Raw genomic sequence first — 18,446 nt, 5'->3', positions numbered from 1 at the left:
CGCATCCATCGTTGAGTAATCGGGAGAGTGTCATGGCCGGTGGTAAAGAGATAAAAGGTAAGATCGGGAGTATTAAGAATACTCAGAAGATCACCAGCGCTATGGAAATGGTCGCCGCCTCTAAAATGAAGAAGGCCCAGGACCGTATGGCTTCCAGCCGTCCATACGCTGACAACATGCGAAGCGTGATTGGTCACCTTGCCAACGCCAACCTTGAATACCGTCATCCTTATCTGGAAGAACGTGAGATCAAGGCCGTAGGGTATATCGTTATTTCTACTGATCGTGGATTATGTGGTGGCTTAAACACCAACGAATTCAAGGCAGTGGTAAAAGACGCGAAGGAATGGCAGAAGAAAGGCGCGCAAGTGCACTTTGCTGCATTGGGTTCCAAGGCCTGCGGTTTTTTCAATCGTTTCGGCGGCAAGGTATTGGCAGCGGAATCGGGTATTGGTGATGCGCCCAGTGTTAAAGACGTGATTGGCCTGGTCAAGGTCATGCTAAACGCTTTTGACAACGGCGAGATCGACCGCCTGTATCTGGTATACAACAAGTTTGTGAATACCATGACCCAGGAACCCACGATCAATCAATTGCTACCTTTGCCCAAGTCTGACGACAAAGCATACAAGCACCGTTGGGACTACCTGTACGAGCCGGATCCAAAACCCATTTTGGATATGTTGCTGGTACGTTATGTGGAATCCCAGGTATATCAGGGTGTAGTGGATAATGCCGCCTCCGAGCAGGCTGCGCGAATGGTTGCCATGAAAGCCGCGACAGATAACGCGGGCAACCTGATAGATGAACTGCAACTGATCTACAACAAGGCCCGCCAGGCGGCGATTACGCAGGAAATCAGCGAAATCGTCAGCGGCGCCGCTGCTGTGTAGGCAAAGGTTTTAAAATCAAGAGGACAAATTATGAGTCAAGGTAAGGTCGTCCAGATTATCGGTGCCGTAGTGGACGTAGAGTTTCCACAATCAGCGGTACCCAGGGTTTACGACGCACTCAGGGTAGCCTCTGGCAACCTGAGCGGGCTGACACTGGAAGTTCAGCAACAATTGGGTGGCGGCGTGGTGCGAGCTATTGCCATGGGTACCACAGACGGTTTGAGCCGTGGTCTGGAGGTAGAAAATACCGGTGAACCCATCATGGTGCCAGTGGGTAAAGCCACGCTGGGCCGTATCATGGATGTACTGGGCAATCCTATCGATGAGGCAGGTCCCATCGGTGAGGAAGAAAAATGGTCTATCCACCGTGAAGCCCCAAGCTATGAAGAACAGTCCAGCACGGTAGAACTGCTGGAAACAGGCATCAAGGTTATCGACCTGGTATGCCCGTTCTCCAAAGGCGGTAAAGTCGGTCTGTTCGGGGGTGCCGGTGTGGGTAAGACCGTTAACATGATGGAGCTTATCCGGAACATCGCCATCGAGCACAGCGGTTATTCCGTTTTCGCCGGTGTGGGTGAACGTACCCGTGAAGGTAACGACTTCTACCATGAGATGAACGACTCCAACGTTTTGGACAAGGTTTCTCTGGTATACGGTCAGATGAACGAGCCGCCGGGCAACCGTCTGCGTGTGGCCCTGACCGGTCTGACCATGGCTGAGAAGTTCCGTGATGAAGGCCGTGACGTACTGTTCTTCGTGGATAACATCTATCGTTACACCCTGGCCGGTACTGAAGTATCGGCCCTGCTGGGTCGTATGCCGTCTGCGGTAGGTTATCAGCCCACCCTGGCCGAAGAGATGGGTGTGCTGCAGGAGCGTATTACCTCCACCAAGACAGGTTCAATCACGTCCATCCAGGCCGTATACGTGCCCGCGGATGACTTGACTGACCCCAGCCCGGCAACCACCTTCGCCCACTTGGATGCGACTGTGGTACTGAGCCGTGATATTGCTTCTTTGGGTATCTACCCTGCGGTTGACCCGCTGGATTCCACCTCCCGTCAGTTGGATCCACTGGTTATCGGTCAGGAGCACTACGACGTGGCCCGTGGCGTGCAGTCCGTACTGCAGCGCTACAAAGAGCTGAAGGACATCATCGCCATTCTGGGTATGGATGAACTGTCTGAGGAAGACAAGCAGGTGGTCAGCCGTGCGCGTAAGATTCAGCGTTTCCTGTCCCAGCCTTTCTTCGTGGCTGAAGTCTTTACCGGATCGCCGGGTAAGTATGTGCCTTTGAAAGACACCATCAGTGGCTTTAAGGGCATCCTGGAAGGTGAATACGATCACCTGCCGGAGCAGGCCTTCTATATGGTGGGTTCAATCGAAGAAGCCATGGAAAAAGCCAACAAGGCTAAGAAGTAAGGGTGCTGTGCCGGCTTATGCCGGCATAGCGGTTCAAACCGTTAGGAGGTGAAATGGCTGCTATGACTGTACATCTCGATGTGGTTAGTGCCGAGGAGAAGATTTTCTCCGGTCGGGTCGAAACCATTCAGGTGACCGGCAGCGAAGGCGAGCTGGGTATCTATCCCGGTCATGCCCCGCTACTGACTACCCTTAAGCCTGGTATGGTGCGCCTGGTCAAACAGCATGGTCACGAAGAGTTGATCTATATCGCTGGCGGCGTGCTGGAAGTCCAGCCCGGTAATGTTATCGTGCTGGCCGATGTGGCCGTACGCGCTGCTGACCTGGACGAACAGGCCGCCCTGGAAGCCAAACGTCGTGCCGAAGAACACATTGCCAACCTGAGCAGTGATCTGAATTACGCCGAAGCGGCTGCCGAACTGGCAGAGGCCATCGCCCAGCTTCGACTGATCAAGAGCATGCGCAAGTAAGCAAGGCGCAGTCAGATTAAAAAAACCCCGCCTCGGCGGGGTTTTTTATTGGGTTCGTGCAGCGAATCAATGCAGGGGTTGTGAGACTGCCTCTGCCTGTCCCCGACAACTCTGAAATTGTTCGATTTCGAACACTTCTGTGCGTATTCGGTACATCTACTTAGGCCAGTTCCGGCTGAGTATGTGTAACATATTGAATATATGTAGAATTATAAATGGCACGGCTTTTTCAATATCGCTATGACAAGCAATTGGAGGAAGAAGCCATTGGACATTCAAATTACCCCCCGTCGATCCGCTAAGCCTGTCTGGCTGGGTGCTGGACTTGCCGGTCTGTGTTTCCTGTCTTTTTACCTGCTCGGGCAGGATAAACTGCCCACAGCCAGCGCATCGGACCTTACCCTGTTGACAGTGCATCAGGGTCCCCTGGAAATGCACAGTCAGGCGTTTGGTGAGTTGTTCTCGGCGGAAGAGCGACTGCTCACCAGCCAGGCACTGGGCAAGGTAGCCGCCATTCACGTTCGCCCCGGGGCCAAAGTGGAGCCTGACAGTCTGATCCTGACCCTGTCCAATCCTGAACTGGAACAGCAGGTCAGCCACGCCAGAGGCGAACTGGTTCGTCAGCAAGCGGCGCTTCAGTCTTACCAGTTGGAGCAGAATAATGCCAGGCTGGACTTTGAGGGGCGCATTGCCGCTATCGCCGCCGATCTCGAGGAAGCCGAACTGGAGCTTAAGGTGTTCAAGGAGCTTTCAGAACGGGGAGTATCCGCCAGGCTCGATATCCTGCGGGCCGAACTGGAAGTCAAACAACAGGCCAAGCGTCTGGACTTCGAACAGCAAAAATACCGGCAATTCCTGAAGATGCAGACCCTGCAGTACAAGCAGCAGGAAATCGAGGTGGATCAGGAACAGCAGCAACTGGATCTGTTGGTCAGGCAACTGGAGAACATGCAGGTCCGGGCCGGGATCGCCGGTACTCTGCAGAGCCTGGAAGTAGAGCTGGGTCAGAACGTGCCCCAGGGCGCTTCGCTGGGCAAAGTCGGCAGTGACAGCAAACTGCTGGCAAGACTCAGGATCCCACAGCATCAGGCCGACCTGATCAAGGTCGGTGCCCCGGTACAGGTGGAAACGCGAAAAGGCCAGGTAACAGGCCGGGTTAACCGGATCGAGTCGGTGGTGAACAACGGTGTGGTGCTGGCTGAAGTCGGCTTTGATCAAGCACTGCCGGTGGACGCCAGACCAGCCATGCCGGTTACCGGGCAAATCTTCATCCAGTCAATGGATAATGCCCTGTCTATTCCCCAGGCGGCTGGACTCAGTCCCCGTACCCAATTGCAACGCTTTGTGATTGCAGAGCATGGCCTGGCGGTGAAGCGCACCATAGAGCTGGGTGATGTCAGTCAGGGCAGGCTGGTGGTGCTTTCTGGCCTTCAGCCCAATGAACAACTGGTGGCGCAGATGCATGACAGCTGGGCCGACCATGAGAAAATACAGTTGCAACAAAAAGGATAAATCATGAAAACCGTCGTATCGATGCAAAATATTCACAAGAAATATCAGGGTCAGCAGATCGAAACCCATGCTTTACAAGGGGTATCGCTGGAAATACAGCAGGGCGAATTTGTTGCCATAACCGGACCTTCGGGCTGCGGTAAATCCACCTTGCTGACCATTATGGGACTGTTGGACGGTGCCAGCGAAGGACAATACCGTCTGGCCGGCATCGACACCCAGCATCTGAAAACGGATGAACGCACCCGCATCCGTAACCTGCACATAGGTTATGTGTTTCAGTCTTTTAACCTGATTGACAGCCTGACAGTATTTGAAAACGTGGCCCTGCCTCTGGAGCACAGGGGCGAAAAAGCCGCTGTTATTAAAGAAGCTGTGGTAGAGGCGCTGGACAAAGTCGGCATGCGGCACAGAATGCAATACAGGCCGAATCAGATTTCAGGTGGTCAACAGCAGCGGGTGGCCATTGCCAGAGCCCTGGTGGGTAAACCGGATCTGATCCTGGTGGATGAACCCACTGGAAACCTGGATACCAAAAACGGTGATGCAGTTATGCAGTTGTTGCTCGAACTGAACAAGCAGGGGTCCACCATCGTCATGGTTACCCACGACAGTCGGTACAGCGGCCTGGCTCACCGCCAGATTCAACTGCTTGACGGCCGGGTGGTGGCAGAAAAACAAGTTCGCCAGGCGGACAGGGAGGTCGCATGAGCCTGTACCGAGGATCGCTCAGACGGGGCCTGATAAGGTTGTTTTCAGAACCCCGGTTATCCCTGCCTTTGATGCTGACACTGGGTCTGACCCTGGCGGCGGTGCTGACGGTACTTTCCATCGCTCAAACCCTTCTGTTTCAGCCGCTGCCCGGGGTTAAACAGGAACAACAGCTCTATCAACTGGACGTCAGACTGCAATTCAACGACGAGATGAATGTGTCCTTTCTCAGTGATCGGCGTCGCTTCGCCCATCTGCAGCAACGCTTTGCCGGGCTGGGGGACTGGGCCCAGGTTGTCAATCAGGATAGCCAGGCGGAAGTGGAGGGTCAGCAGTACCAGGTCACCCTGCTTAATGCCACCAGCGGTGCGACCGATGTAATTGGTCTGCCTCTGTTGCTCGGTGAAGGGACCTCGGCTGACAACGCCAAAGAGGGGGTCTGGATTTCGGCATCCCTCTGGCGGGCGGTGTTTGGTGAGCGGTCAAATCTTCAGGGAGAGACCATTCGTATCGGCGGTCGGGACTGGCCGGTTTTTGGGGTGCTGGGGGATTTCACCAGCATGGATATAGAGGGTAACAGCAGCCTGATTCGGGAGCAGGTCTGGCGCTTTGCCCCCCTGCAAGAGTCTCTTCTGAACAACGAATCACTGAGCCTGGGCACTACCCAGTTGAATTTACTGCGGGCACCAGGCGGTCAGGTTCCGGACAATCGTCAGTTGGAAGACTGGTATCTAACTTACCTGGATACTCAAATCAGTGAGCCCCGGGCCCGTGAGTTCATCTTGTCAAAGCCCCATTCAGTATCGGTACAGTCATATCGGGATTTCTTTGTCGGTGACAGCGGTAAGCTGGTGAGTTTGCTGATTGTGGCCATGGTCAGCCTGCTGGTCATGGCCTGTCTGAATCTGCTGAACATGTTTATCGCTCACTATCAGGGACGCAGCAAGGAGTTCTCTGTTCAGCTCTGTATGGGCGCTTCAACCAGGCGCTTACGCCTGCTGGTATTCCTGGAGAACCTGCCCATGTTTATGCTGGCCAGCGTTACCGGACTGTTGGGGGCGGCCTGGCTGATCAGGGTGCTGCCTGACTTGGCTGGTGACAGTCTGCCGCTGCTCGATAAGATCAATCTGGACAGCCTGAGTTTGCTGGTGGCGATGCTGCTGGTGATGCTGATCAATCTGCTGTTTGCCAGTGTGTCCCTGCTGCATGTGCAACAGCAGGCCCTGACCGACAACCTCAACAGCAGTGGCAAGGGCACGCCTGCGCAACAGAAACAGGGCCTGAACCGCATGTTGATGGTCCTGCAACTGACCATCGCCTGTACCCTGATGACTGCCGCCATGACTTCGGTATACAAGAGCTATCAGGATGTCTACCAGTATCCAGGATATGAGATGGTCAATGCCTATGAGATTAGCCTGGCTTACAAAGACGAAGCCTGGCAACAATCTTTGTATGACTTTGAGAGCTACAGTGGCAGCGAGCTTCAGCAATTGCGTTCGGCGCTGGCGGACAGGCTGCGCAAGCTGGAGCCGCAGGCGGTGGTCGACGTGGAGAGCTTGCCCCTCAGTCAGAGCCTCACCATGCGGGCCTACCCGGATCCTGAGACAGGCGAGTCCCGCATGTACCTGCCCAGACAATGGGGCAGGGGTTACCTGGAAAGCTTCCATATCCCCCTGCTGGCGGGAGCCGACCTGACTGGCCCACAAAACGGCTCACGGGAAGTGCTGGTGGATCTCGACTACGCCAGGCAGTTGGAGGGGGTTGAGTATTGGCAGAACCTGGTGGGTAAGGAAATTAAGCTGGGCAACGACAGCGATGACATCTTCCGGGTGGCCGGCATAGTGGGCAATACCAGACCTGTGTTAGGGGGGCTGCTGAATAGCACGCCGCCGGTAATCTATTTTGCCGATGTCAATGCCGATGCTAATGGCAGTGACCAGCCCCGGTTGCAGATGGTGGTGCTGATGCCAGAGGGACAAACTCTGACACGGGAGCAGCTTGTTCCCATATTGTCTGACCTGGATCCAAGACTGGGTGAAATCGGCTTAGAGAGTATGCAACAGCGGTGGCAGACCATGACTGCAGAGTCGAGGCTGAATATGTATGTGGTGCTGGGAATGGCCGTTCTGACTCTGGCCCTGGCTGCCATCGGTGTGTCCGGACTGAGTCAGATGAATGCGGCGCAAAAGCGTTATGAGCTGGCCGTGCGCATGGCGACGGGTGCCAGGCAGAATCGCCTGTTGGTTTTGCTATTAAAAGATGCCACCCTGATGTTGAGTGCCGGCCTGGGCTTGGGTTTGTTTGGCTCAGTGCTGGGCTATCAGTACCTGACAGGTCTTATAGACCAGGCACCGGCGTTTAACTGGCCAACCAGTCTGCTGGTCAATGTGATTCTGGCGGTGACCATGCTGTTGTCCGTGGTATTGCCCGGCTGGCGGGTGATCAGGGCTGACCCCATGCAAGTATTGCGTGAGTTGTAATTGTCCATCAGAATCTGTCAGGGGCCGCAGGGCCCCTTTTTTGAATTAGGTGGGGAGTAACATGGGGGCAACCAAGGGGCTGATCTTAGTGGCCGACGATGATCAGGATATCCGCCTGGCACTGAAGATGCTGCTTGAAAATGAAGGCTACCAGACAATAGAAGCGGCCAGTCAGAAGGATATCGCCGTGGTGCTGAGCCGGCAGCAACCTGACCTGGTATTGCTGGACATGAATTTCAGCCGCGATACCACCAGTGGCGAGGAGGGCCTGACGCAGCTTCGCCATTTAACCGAACTGGGTATCAGGACCGTATTAATGACGGCCTGGGGCAGTGTCGAGCTGGCTGTGAAAGGTATGCAGGAAGGCGCCGCCGATTTCATTGAGAAACCCTGGGACAAACACAGATTACTGCAGATTCTGGAGCAGCAATGCAAAATCAGGGATCTTGCGGTTCAGAATCAGACATTCAGGGCCATGTTAAACAGCCCCGAGGAGGACTGGATTGCCAATTCCTCCTCTATGAGGGCATTGGAGAGTCTGGTCAGGCAGGTGGCACCTACCCGCGCCAACATACTGATACTGGGTGAAAACGGCACGGGCAAGTCGGTGCTGGCCAGGCGCATTCACCGGCTTTCATCCCGCAGCCAGCATGCCTTTATCTCGGTTAATATGGGCGCTATCCCCGCCAATCTGTTTGAGAGCGAGTTGTTCGGACATCGCAAAGGAGCCTTTACCGATGCGCGTGAATCCCGGGTGGGGCGTTTCGAACTGGCCAACGGTGGCACTCTGTTTATGGATGAGGTCGGTACCTTACCGCCGGAAGTGCAGCCAAAACTGTTGCGGGTACTGGAAACCGGCGAGTATGAAATGGTCGGTGCCAGCCAGACCCAGCAATCAGACGCCAGAATTATCAGTGCCACCAATGCGGATTTGCAAAAGCTGGTCGGTGAGGGACGGTTCAGGCAGGACTTGCTGTTCCGGCTCAATACCTTTGTGCTGGAATTGCCGGCGCTGCGCCAGCGGCGGGATGATATCGCCGATCTGGCAGACCTGTTTTGCCGTCGGTTTTGCCGCCAGTATGGCAAAGAGCTGGCTATAGCCGACTCCACTCTGGACCTGTTGCTGGACTATGACTGGCCCGGCAATATCCGTGAACTCAGTCATATTATCGAGCGGGCGGTGCTGATATGCCAGCATAAACTGATCACCGCAGAGCACCTGCTGCTGCCACAGCAGGCATCCATGCAGGCCTCCTCACTACCCTCCAGGACCCTGGATGAGGTTGAACAGGAAATGATCCAGTCCGCCCTGTCCAGATGCCGGGGTAGAATCAGCCAGGCGGCACAAGCACTGGGTATTTCCAGAAATGCGCTATATCGGCGGATGGAGAAATTCGGCCTGGATAAGCGGGAATTCAGTGATGACTGAGAGGTTCAGCAGAGAAACGCTGCTGCTGATGGCGATACTTGCCACTGTTGTTCTGATATTGGTATTGGTCGCTCTTTTGCTGTCAAGCTGGCAGTGGAGCTGGCTCGGAATAATTACCACCCTGCTGATTTTCACCTATCCCCTGGGGTGGTGCGGATGGCGGGCATGGCGATATCTGACGGAGCCCTGGATGCGTCTCACCGCTTACACCCAGAGTTTAAATGAGGGCGAACAGCGGGTGGTTTTGTCGCAAGCCAGCCGACCTTCTCTGACAGAGGGCTTGGTGGTTGAGATAGACAGGTTGGCCCGTCACCGACTCCAGGCTGTGCAACAGCAGCAAAGTTTCAGTCTGCTGCTGGCTCAGGTATTCGATAACTGGCCACAGCCTGTCTGTGCTTTTGGAGAATCCACCATACTGGTGTACGCCAATCGAACCGCCCGTGAACTGCGTGGCATTTCGCTTTTGCTCGGGGCCAGGGCTGGCGATATGGGATTTGTGTTCAGCGACAACCAGCTCCATCACCCCAGTTTGCAAAAGGGCTGGCAAAACCAGAGCATCCGTTACCGTCTGGCCGAAGAAGACTATTGGCTGTTTATTGCCAACGATATTTCCCTGCCATTGCACCAATCAGAAATGATCATTCAGAACAATCTGGTCAGGGTGCTCAGCCATGAGTTACGCAATTCCCTGACGCCCATGGCATCCATGACAGATACCCTGTTGGAAATGCAGAGCTGGCCCCCCGAACAGGTCAGGCAGGTACTGGACAGAGTTCGCCAGCGGGCGCGGGGCCTGCTCAACTTTGTTCAAAGGTTTGCCTCCGTGAGCCAGGTGCCGCAGCCGCGCCAGGAATGGTTTGACCTGAGCTCGCTGGTCGAGCAAAGCCGCAGCCTGTTACCTGGGGGCACGGAATTAAGCTTTTTCGGGGAGCATCGCTGTCACGGGGATCCCATCCTGCTTGGACAAGTGCTGATGAATCTGGTTAAAAATGCCGTGGAAGCCCAGCTAAAACCGGAATCGGAAATACAGGTGCGCTTTTTCCACGCAGACGGCATGCAGTTCCTGATGGTGGAAGATCAGGGCGAGGGATTCGCCAACCTCGACAATGCCCTCACTCCCTTGTACACCACTAAAGCCGAGGGGGCGGGCATTGGTCTGGCACTGGTCAATATGATAGTGGCCAGACACGGCGGCAGAATCAGGATTACCAACCGGCCTGAGGGCGGGGCTTCGGTAGAACTGAGCTGGCCCCTGACAATCCGTTCCCCCTAGCTGACAGCCGCCGCTGGCGTTCGTCCTGTAACTGATAGAGAGGATCACAATCCAGGCTTTCCAGCAGGGTCAGGGCGTGGGCCGCGGCCTCGAGTGTGGACAACTGATGTTCGGCCCTGGCCTTACGCTTGTAACGACTGGCAGGGGGCGATTCCAGATGGTAGCAGCGCAAGCCATGCAACCAGGTATTCAACTGCCAGATTCTAAAGGCTTTTCGCCAGGTGCCATCAATAAGTATCAGGGCTTTGGGCAAGACCCTTGAGGAGTTGGACTGTTCCAACGCTGCACTTTCCGGGTTGGGATAGAGCACGGCCACATGCTGCGGTTGCTGCCGGCAATAGTGTTCCACAGCCATGAAATCTTCGGGTGTTTCTCCCACAACAATATCCAGTCTGGTCAGACACAGAGCCAGCAGACGCAGGGTATTTTTTGCAACCCGGATCTCGCTAGGATGCTGCAGCACAATTAACCTGGTCTGATTGTCCAGTTGTCTGACCAGGTGGCAAAGACAAACGGATTGAGGATAGCGGCAGATTGCACAATACTGGCGTGGGGACATAAGGCACAGATCAAGATGAACAGCGAACACAAGTATACCCGAATCTGGAAGACGGTTCAGTTGGTGCCCCCTGGCAAGGTGGCCAGCTATGGCCAGATCGCCGATCTGGCCGGCCTGCCTGGGCGGGCCAGGCTGGTCGGAAAGGCGCTGGGATACGCTCCTCCCGGGATGCAGGTGCCCTGGTATCGCATTCTGCGATCCAATGGCCAGATAGCCTTTCCTCCAGGCTCTGAGGCGGCAGAAGAGCAAAAAGGCCGTCTTCAGGAGGAAGGGGTGGCCGTGCTAAACAACAGGGTAAGACTGAAGGCGTTTCAGTGGACGCCGGACCTGGCTGAGTTGTTGTTCAGGCTGGAATTTTGAACCGGCGTATAATCAGTACAGCTTAACTATCGGAACTTGCTATCATTATTCGCTCTGCCGAAGTGGATCAATCCCGACTGGCAAGCAAAGGGAGAGGCCCTTCAGAGTGACTTGGGTATGTTGAAAGAAATCAGTATTGATGAATTGGCAGTAGGCATGTATGTGCACAGCATAGCCACCCAAACCGGCGACCTGAAAATCAAGACCCGCGGCATGGTTTCCAGTTGGGACACCATCAGGGATTTGAAGCGCAAGGGTATCCAGTCCCTTATCATCGACCCGGAGAAGCAGAAACAGCGACAAAAGTCCGGCGTGCCGGAAGTGCTGCCGGACGAGGACAAGGATGTTTCGGTTTCTTATGATACTGAGATTGGCCGGGCCAGGTTTCTGCATGACCAGGGCAAAGTGCTGATGAAAAGACTGTTGACGGCCATGGAGCTGGGATCCCCTCCGGAGCCTGAGGTGGTCGATGAATATGCTGATCGGGTCATTGCTTCCAGCAAACGTAATCCTGACGCCTTGATGACCCTGACCCGTATCCGTGACAAGGGCGGATATCAGATGGAACATGCCACTAATGTGTCAGTGCTGATGGCCAGATTTGCCCAGTTCAGGCAGATGTCAGAAGGGGAAGTCCATGCCCTTACCCTGGCAGGGCTGATGCATGATCTGGGTATGGTCCTGATCCCCGACAGCTTGCTGGAAAAGGAAGCCGCGTTGTCGGCCCATGAGCGAGAAATGGTTCAGACCCACGTGGAAAAAAGCCTGTCGGATCTCAGAAAACAAGCTGTCTTTCCCGCCGAGGCTATACAGGCTATTGCCGAGCACCATGAGCGTCTTGACGGCAGCGGCTACCCTGATGGTTTGAAGGGAGACCATATCAGTCTGTATGGTCGGATGCTGGCCATTGTGGACAGCTTCGATGCCATGACAGCGGAGCGACCCTATCGTAAGGCCATGCCTACCAGCAAAGCATTAAAGATATTACTGCAGGCTCCTGAACTTTACGATGAAACGCTGGTGCAACAATTTGTCAAATGCGTGGGGGTCTATCCCACAGGCAGCCTGGTCAGGCTGGATAATGGCAAGGTTGGGATGGTCATCAGGCAAAATGAGAAATTGCCGCTGCAGCCCAGAATCAAGGTGTTCTATTCACAGACTGCCGGACACTATCTGCCTCCCAAGGTATATGACCTGGCCACGCCCAGAATGAACTTCGATATTGAAAGGGCAATACTTCCTGAAGAGCTGGGCATTGATTTTGTACGGTTCTTTAATACCTCCATCGCCCCTTAACCCCGTCCCCGAGGTCGTCCATAATGCTCTGCAACTGGTTGGGGGTTAGATCGGAAGGTCAAAGGCCCAGACCTATCAGGGGGTTGCTCAATACAGAACTGCCTGGGCGAGATTTCAGCAGTAAGGGATGCGACTTCAGGTAGCGGGCCAGGTGTTGCTGTAAATCTCGGGTAAGACATACAGCTGCTCCTCAGACTTCTTACACCCGGACCTTCAGCTCGTTAACAAGATGATGGTTTAAGCCCGGCCAGACATCTGTTAAAAAGGTATAAACAATCCACGGGACAATCCATGAGAATCATTTTTTCCCTGCTGCTGCTCTTCTTCTGCCTACCCCTCCTTGCCGGGGAGAATAGCGCTGAGCTGCTAAAACAGCGGCTGGACTGGTTTATGGAAGGAGCTTCGCGAAATGACGCTCAGGTACACCAGGCTTTCTGGGACGAAACCCTGATCTATACCAGTTCGTCCGGAAAGCGGTTTGGCAAGGCCGAACTGATGAAAGATGTCCTGTCGGCGGGCCCCGTGTCCGCGGGGCATGACGCCGTCCAATACAGTGCTGAACAGGTTGAAGTCCGGGTTTTTGGTGAAGTGGCTGTGGTGGCCTTCCGCCTGATAGGGAAAAACTCGCACCAACAGACCGACTACCTTAACAGTGGCACATTTATCCGCCGTGAGGGTCAGTGGCGGGCAGTCATCTGGCAGGCGACCCGCGCGGCCGAGTAACCCTTACAATGCCAGTGCCGGCAGGCGGCTAACAATGCCACAGCCAATAGACCAAGCCAGCCAATGCTGCCTCCGCCATGCACACTTACATGGGTTTCACGGTACTCATACTCCTGACTTTCCAGTGGCAGGTAGAGCAGATCACTGTCGTTATAACTGTCGTAAACGGCCACCAGTTCATTGGTGTCACCGTCATACAGCTCAATCAACAGTTCATAATCATCGTCAACAAAGCCCTCCAGCAGCTCGGTGCTTACTTCAAAGTAATCTTCGCTGTTTTCGCCTTCAATAGTGAAGATGGAAGTAGTGTGATATTCCCGAAATGTGTCGCCCCTGGTCAGATACAGCCTGGCATAGACAGGGACAGTGACATAACGGCTGTCGGCATCGAAGCCCAGCAGGAACTCTGAGTAGTAGCCATCATGATCAGTGTCACTGATCAGGCTGATCCAGGCGTCGTAGATCCAAAAATCCTCCGGACCTGAATAACTGGATCTCAGTTTGAGTTGCTGAGCCGGTTGTTGCTGAAGATTCGCCCCCTGACTCTGGGCCAGTGGGACCGAGGATTTGATACTCTGCCCGGATTGGTTTCCCGGCAGCTTTTCAATGGATCTGGCCCGCCAGATCTCGCTTGACTGGGCAATTGGCGCCGCCGCGAGCAGCAAACAGGTAAGTAGCAGTGGCTTCATGGGGATCTCCTTGATGACTCCATGTCAGTGTGGGAGACCGCCGGTGAATTGAAACTGAACCCTTCCTAAACCCCGTAGGTTGAAGGCTTAAAACCGCACGCAAAGTCATTGAAATACCTGAAAAGTAAGCACTAACTTAGTGTTTTGTGTTGCGCCAAGTTACGGAAGTAATCATAAAGCTGTGATCAAGCCCGCCTGGAGGCCAAAGGGTCGAAAAGCTGCATTAAACACAGCAAGGGTCGGACTTCCCTGATCCTGTTCCAGTGCACAGAGAGTGCGGCGACTGATACCGACCAAAATTGCATATTCGGTCTGGTTCATTTCCAGAATTTCCCGGCGCATGATCTTCAGAATCTGGCCGGCGGTCAGCTCTCCTTTCTGATAAGAAATCAGCAATGCCGTAATGATCTCTCTTTCAGGATTTTGTGCAGAATTTTTCCCAGGCTTTACTGAATCAGAACACATTGGCAGATTGGGTGTAGCGGTAAATTATGCGCAAAATAATACACATGAACTGCTTCGCTCTCAATGGCTAGTTCAGTGAATCTTGCCCCGAGGTGATGGTAAGATGGACAAAATTCAGCCTCTATCTGTACAGGGGATAAAGCACCCGGCAACTGCCGGGCATCCACTGATGTGCAAAATATTGCTCTATTCAATATTCTGGATCTGCTCGCGCATCTGTTCAATCAGTACTTTGAGCTCCACTGCAGACTGAGTGATATCGGCATCGATGGACTTGGATGCGAGGGTATTGGACTCGCGGTTGAACTCCTGCATCATAAAGTCCAGTCGGCGTCCGACCGCCCCTCCTTTGTGCAGAATTTTGCGCGTTTCAGAAAGGTGTGAGTGAAGTCTGTCCAGCTCTTCGGCCACATCAAGACGGGCTGCCAGCAGGATCATTTCCTGTTCAAGGCGGCCGGCATCCAGCTCGATCCTGGCCTCCTCGAATTTGCTGCTGATTCTATCTCTCTGCCATTTCATCACGGCGGGCATTTTCTCCCTGACTTTGCCCACTTCCACTTCTATGCCCTGCAGACGTTGCTCAATGAGTTCCTTCAGATTTTCCCCTTCGGCGCCTCTGGCACTGACCAGTTCTTTCAGGGCATTGTCGAAGGTTTCCAGCAACTGGGCCTGCACGGTATCCATGTCTGCTTCCTCAGCACTGATAACTCCTGGCCAACGCAATACGTCGAACGGACTTACCCCGGTTGACTGGCCATGGGATTGCACCCAGTCCGCCGCCTCCATCAATTGCTTAGCCAGGGCTTCGTTAAGTGTTACTTTGCCGACGGCAGCATCGTTGGCCACATAGCGCAGACTGCATTCCACCTTTCCCCTTTGCAGGGCCTGGCGGAATCGCTCTCTTAACAGCGGTTCCAGGGAACGAAATTGTTCCGGAAGCCTGAAATAGGTTTCAAGATAACGCTGATTCACAGAGCGGATTTCCCAAACGGCTGTGCCCCATTCGGCAGTGTGTTCCTTGCGGGCGAATGCGGTCATGCTGTATATCATCGGGTAGCGTCCTTCACTGAGTTTTGAGCCAGTATAACTGATTCTGCATCTTGCAGCAGTTTGCGGTTATAATTGGCGGCCAAAATCGACTGATATCGTCCCAGGAGTTCCCAATGCGTCCAAGTGGCAGAACCGCCAGCCAGATTCGTCCCGTTTCCATCACCCGCCAGTTCACCTGCCATGCAGAGGGCTCTGTGTTAATTGAGTTTGGAAATACCAAAGTGATTTGCACCGCCTCAGTCGAAGAAGGCGTGCCGCGGTTTATGAAAGGACAGGGAAAAGGCTGGATCACCGCCGAGTACAGCATGCTCCCGCGCTCCACCCACACCCGTAGCGATCGTGAAGCCGCCAGGGGTAAGCAGGGCGGTCGTACCCTGGAGATACAGCGTCTTATCGCCCGTTCTTTGCGGGCCGCAGTGGACCTTAAGTTGCTGGGAGAAAATACCATCCTGCTGGATTGTGACGTAATTCAGGCTGACGGCGGCACACGCACGGCGTCGATTACCGGTGCCAGTGTGGCCCTGGCGGATGCCCTGACCTGGATGCGGGCCAGGGGATTGATTAAGACAAACCCGATGAAATACATGATTGGCGCTGTGTCAGTAGGTGTATTTAAAGGCACCCCCGTGGCCGATCTGGAATACCTCGAGGATTCTGTAGCCGAAACCGATATGAACGTGGTGATGACAGATTCAGGCAAGTTGATCGAAGTTCAGGGCACGGCCGAAGCCGAGCCGTTCAGTTTCGAAGAAATGCAGGAAATGATGGAACTGGCCAAACACGCCCTGCGCGAGATATTCGATATCCAGCGTGCCGCGTTAAATTGAGCCGGGGACAACATGCAGACTTATCAAAAACAATTTATTGAGTTCGCGTTAGAGCGTGAGGTGTTGAGGTTTGGTCAGTTCACCCTGAAGTCCGGCCGTACCAGCCCTTATTTCTTTAATGCCGGACTGTTCAATACCGGGCGGGATTTGGCCAGGCTGGGCCAGTTTTATGCTGCAGCCCTGCTCGACTCAGGTATCGAGTTTGACCTGCTGTTCGGCCCGGCTTACAAAGGGATTCCTATCGCCACCACTACCGCAGTGGCCCTGGCTGACAAATTCGGTGTTGACAAGCCTTACTGTTTCAATCGCAAGGAAGCCAAGACCCACGGTGAGGGGGGTTCACTGGTAGGCAGCCCGCTGCAGGGCCGGGTGATGCTGGTGGATGATGTCATCACGGCGGGCACCGCCATCCGCGAATCCATGCAAATCATTGAAGCCGGCGGCGCGAGCCTGGCCGGCGTGTTGATTGCCCTGGACCGGCAGGAAAAAGGCCAGGGAGAGCTGTCTGCCATCCAGGAGGTCGAGCGGGATTTCCAAACCCGGGTAGTGTCCATTGTCAGTCTCAATGACCTGGTGGAGTATCTGCAAGACAAACCGTCGATGGCTGAGCATTTGAACAACATCAGACTTTACCGTAAGCAGTATGGTATCTGAGTCTTTTGCCGAGGCGGATCATCAGCTGGACACCCTGGGTTTACGTTGTCCCGAGCCGGTAATGATGGTGCGTATGACCTTGCGTAAGATGACCGAGGGTCAGACGCTGCTCGTGCTGGCCGACGATCCGGCCACCACCCGTGATATTCCAAGTTTTTGCCGCTTTATGGACCATCAACTGTTGAGCAGCGAAACAGCTTCCAGCCCCTATCGTTATCTGATCAGGAAAGGCCTGTAGCTTCCAGGTTAGTTAGCACTTGCTTTGGATGCATTGCCTGAGTAAGTTTTTGAGTGTGCCGGCAGTTTGGCTGTCGGCACTGCTCAGCTCCTCCAGATACAGCTGCCGGGTTCTAAGCAACCGTTCCAGCGTGCTTCTGTGAATCTTCAGATTAAGGATTTCCAGTCCCTCGTCGCTGTAGGTCAGCCTTGTGACCGGTCTGAACTCCTTCTGAGGGTTGACCGTTGCCTTCAATGCAGTCCACCTGAGACTCTCTCAGCCAAGGCTCCCTGCAGATTGCTCAGTGACGCTTCCTTCAGGGTTTTCAGGCACTTCTGGCAAGTTTGCCAAAGGTCTCTGTGCCGCTGCACCAGCTCCGTCAGCAGATCGCGTGTTCTGTGGATGACTTGCCAACCCTCCTCGTTTCGATGCAACTTCGAAAAGGTATCGGCCAGCAGTATCGCGGTAGCAGTGAGCTGTACCACCCACATCCTGTCTTGTGCGCGGGGCTGCTTCAGCAAGAGCTCGATTGTTTCGAACGCACAGCCAAGAAAAGGTAAGGCCTGCTCCCATTGCTCCTGGTAACGAAAACATTGAGCAGCCGACCACCAACGATTGAAATGAGACATGACGAAATCCGGATTGGCGCTCAGCCAGGCCCGGTGAGGAGGGCAGAGAAAATCACGTTGCATATGACGATCCTTGGTCTGTTAAAAGAGGATAAGACCAAGTTAGTGCAAATGAGAATAATTATCAACAACGCATTTGGTATGCCTTGCATAGCAGGCAGCAGAGCAGAAAAGTGACTCAGTCGAGAGAGGCGGGGCGCCAGGGCACCCCTGAACGTAGCTGTATTATTGCATTGCCCGCAACATCCAGGCAGTTTTCTCATGGATGCGCATACGATCTGAAACAAGAGCCGCGGTAGACTCGTCGTCGCCTTCCTGGGCCAGTTTCAATACGTCCCTGCAGGTCTTGACGACCTGCTCGTGACTCTTGGTCAGAATCACCACCATCTCTGAGGCGGCCGGTATGTCTTCGACCTCTTCGATGGAAGAATACATGGAGAGAGCCTTGTATGTGCCCGGTGCGTAGACGCCCAGGGTCCGGATGCGCTCGGCAAGATCGTCAACGGCGATGGCCAGCTCAGTATAATGCTCTTCGAACATCAGGTGCAGCTCGCGAAACTGTGGGCCGGTGACATTCCAATGGAAATTATGTGTTTGCAGATAGAGAGTGTAAGAATCTGCCAGTAACCGCTTCAGACCCTCTGCAATATCTTCGCGGTCCTGGGTGGTAATGCCAATATCAATGTTGCTCATCTTGTGCTCCTTTTTCCCTTAGTCATCATGTTCCTGTTATCCACGATGACCTTTTATGAAGGACAAATACGCCGTAAACAACTATCTCATC

General features: G+C 54.2%; 21 protein-coding genes. 14 read left to right on the top strand and 7 right to left on the bottom strand.

The features are described from left to right. The first annotated feature begins 32 nt into the window (after positions 1-32). From atpG to J0A66_RS11460, 8 genes are all read left to right on the top strand, one after another. On the top strand, positions 33-893 hold the full coding sequence (gene atpG / locus J0A66_RS11495; RefSeq protein ID WP_206573957.1) for a F0F1 ATP synthase subunit gamma: 861 nt from the start codon (positions 33-35) through the stop codon (positions 891-893). A gap of 30 nt (positions 894-923) precedes the next feature. Beyond that, positions 924-2,315, top strand: a complete 1,392-nt coding sequence (gene atpD / locus J0A66_RS11490) for a F0F1 ATP synthase subunit beta (RefSeq protein ID WP_206573956.1) — start codon at positions 924-926, stop codon at positions 2,313-2,315. Positions 2,316-2,368: 53 nt separating this feature from the next. Beyond that, complete coding sequence (locus tag J0A66_RS11485; RefSeq protein WP_206573955.1) at positions 2,369-2,785, top strand: F0F1 ATP synthase subunit epsilon; 417 nt, start codon at positions 2,369-2,371, stop codon at positions 2,783-2,785. A 267-nt stretch (positions 2,786-3,052) separates the two neighbouring features. Next, entirely contained in the window at positions 3,053-4,297 is a 1,245-nt protein-coding gene (locus tag J0A66_RS11480; protein ID WP_206573954.1) for an efflux RND transporter periplasmic adaptor subunit, read from the top strand. A 3-nt stretch (positions 4,298-4,300) separates the two neighbouring features. Further along, positions 4,301-5,008: an ABC transporter ATP-binding protein gene (locus J0A66_RS11475; protein WP_206573953.1), complete on the top strand. Its 708-nt coding sequence runs from the start codon at positions 4,301-4,303 to the stop codon at positions 5,006-5,008. Further along, the gene (locus J0A66_RS11470; RefSeq protein WP_206573952.1) at positions 5,005-7,491 is read left to right on the top strand and encodes an FtsX-like permease family protein; all 2,487 of its coding nucleotides are present in this window, start codon (positions 5,005-5,007) and stop codon (positions 7,489-7,491) included. Before J0A66_RS11475 ends, J0A66_RS11470 begins: the two co-directional genes overlap by 4 nt. A 61-nt stretch (positions 7,492-7,552) precedes the next feature. After that, the gene (locus tag J0A66_RS11465; protein WP_206573951.1) at positions 7,553-8,920 is read left to right on the top strand and encodes a sigma-54-dependent transcriptional regulator; all 1,368 of its coding nucleotides are present in this window, start codon (positions 7,553-7,555) and stop codon (positions 8,918-8,920) included. Further along, the gene (locus J0A66_RS11460; RefSeq protein ID WP_206573950.1) at positions 8,913-10,193 is read left to right on the top strand and encodes a sensor histidine kinase; all 1,281 of its coding nucleotides are present in this window, start codon (positions 8,913-8,915) and stop codon (positions 10,191-10,193) included. Before J0A66_RS11465 ends, J0A66_RS11460 begins: the two co-directional genes overlap by 8 nt. Here the strand turns inward: J0A66_RS11460 and J0A66_RS11455 are convergent. Further along, positions 10,126-10,752, bottom strand: coding sequence for a tRNA-uridine aminocarboxypropyltransferase (locus J0A66_RS11455; protein ID WP_206573949.1), 627 nt, complete (start codon positions 10,750-10,752; stop codon positions 10,126-10,128). The genes J0A66_RS11460 and J0A66_RS11455 overlap by 68 nt on opposite strands. 15 nt (positions 10,753-10,767) lie before the next feature. On the opposite strand from J0A66_RS11455, the gene J0A66_RS11450 reads away from it, so the two are divergent. From J0A66_RS11450 to J0A66_RS11440, 3 genes are all read left to right on the top strand, one after another. Beyond that, positions 10,768-11,112 carry an MGMT family protein gene (locus J0A66_RS11450; protein WP_206573948.1) on the top strand — a complete coding sequence of 115 codons (345 nt, stop codon included), beginning with the start codon at positions 10,768-10,770 and terminating at the stop codon, positions 11,110-11,112. A gap of 117 nt (positions 11,113-11,229) precedes the next feature. Continuing rightward, a complete protein-coding gene (locus J0A66_RS11445; RefSeq protein WP_206573947.1) occupies positions 11,230-12,408 on the top strand; it encodes an HD-GYP domain-containing protein in 1,179 nt (392 codons plus the stop codon). A gap of 291 nt (positions 12,409-12,699) precedes the next feature. Then, entirely contained in the window at positions 12,700-13,131 is a 432-nt protein-coding gene (locus tag J0A66_RS11440) for a nuclear transport factor 2 family protein (protein ID WP_206573946.1), read from the top strand. Here J0A66_RS11440 and J0A66_RS11435 read toward each other — a convergent pair. From J0A66_RS11435 to J0A66_RS11425, 3 genes are all read right to left on the bottom strand, one after another. Then, on the bottom strand, positions 13,086-13,820 hold the full coding sequence (locus J0A66_RS11435) for a choice-of-anchor H family protein (protein ID WP_206573945.1): 735 nt from the start codon (positions 13,818-13,820) through the stop codon (positions 13,086-13,088). The genes J0A66_RS11440 and J0A66_RS11435 overlap by 46 nt on opposite strands. 171 nt (positions 13,821-13,991) lie before the next feature. Further along, on the bottom strand, positions 13,992-14,285 hold the full coding sequence (locus J0A66_RS11430; protein ID WP_206573944.1) for a helix-turn-helix domain-containing protein: 294 nt from the start codon (positions 14,283-14,285) through the stop codon (positions 13,992-13,994). Positions 14,286-14,471: 186 nt separating this feature from the next. Then, complete coding sequence (locus J0A66_RS11425) at positions 14,472-15,335, bottom strand: YicC/YloC family endoribonuclease (protein ID WP_206573943.1); 864 nt, start codon at positions 15,333-15,335, stop codon at positions 14,472-14,474. A 113-nt stretch (positions 15,336-15,448) separates the two neighbouring features. On the opposite strand from J0A66_RS11425, the gene rph reads away from it, so the two are divergent. The 3 genes from rph to tusA are packed head-to-tail and all read left to right on the top strand — an operon-like array spanning position 15,449 to position 17,054. Next, on the top strand, positions 15,449-16,162 hold the full coding sequence (rph, locus tag J0A66_RS11420) for a ribonuclease PH (protein WP_206573942.1): 714 nt from the start codon (positions 15,449-15,451) through the stop codon (positions 16,160-16,162). Positions 16,163-16,174: 12 nt separating this feature from the next. Beyond that, complete coding sequence (pyrE, locus tag J0A66_RS11415) at positions 16,175-16,816, top strand: orotate phosphoribosyltransferase (RefSeq protein ID WP_206573941.1); 642 nt, start codon at positions 16,175-16,177, stop codon at positions 16,814-16,816. Further along, positions 16,806-17,054 (top strand): sulfurtransferase TusA, encoded by a 249-nt coding sequence (gene tusA, locus J0A66_RS11410; RefSeq protein WP_206573940.1) that lies wholly within the window; start codon positions 16,806-16,808, stop codon positions 17,052-17,054. The genes pyrE and tusA overlap by 11 nt, the downstream gene beginning before the upstream one ends. 12 nt (positions 17,055-17,066) lie before the next feature. On the opposite strand, the gene J0A66_RS11405 is transcribed toward tusA, so the two are convergent. From J0A66_RS11405 to J0A66_RS11395, 3 genes are all read right to left on the bottom strand, one after another. After that, a complete protein-coding gene (locus tag J0A66_RS11405) occupies positions 17,067-17,288 on the bottom strand; it encodes a hypothetical protein (RefSeq protein ID WP_206573939.1) in 222 nt (73 codons plus the stop codon). Further along, positions 17,285-17,725 carry a hypothetical protein gene (locus J0A66_RS11400; protein ID WP_206573938.1) on the bottom strand — a complete coding sequence of 147 codons (441 nt, stop codon included), beginning with the start codon at positions 17,723-17,725 and terminating at the stop codon, positions 17,285-17,287. Before J0A66_RS11400 ends, J0A66_RS11405 begins: the two co-directional genes overlap by 4 nt. Before the next feature lie 162 nt (positions 17,726-17,887). Beyond that, positions 17,888-18,355, bottom strand: a complete 468-nt coding sequence (locus J0A66_RS11395; RefSeq protein WP_206573937.1) for a Dps family protein — start codon at positions 18,353-18,355, stop codon at positions 17,888-17,890. Between the last annotated feature and the right edge of the window lie 91 nt (positions 18,356-18,446).

This window comes from Bowmanella dokdonensis (genome assembly GCF_017254865.1).
Lineage (GTDB): Bacteria > Pseudomonadota > Gammaproteobacteria > Enterobacterales > Alteromonadaceae > Bowmanella > Bowmanella dokdonensis.
The sequence above is the reverse complement of the archived record's forward strand: the minus strand, read 5'-3'. Positions and strand labels throughout refer to the sequence as shown.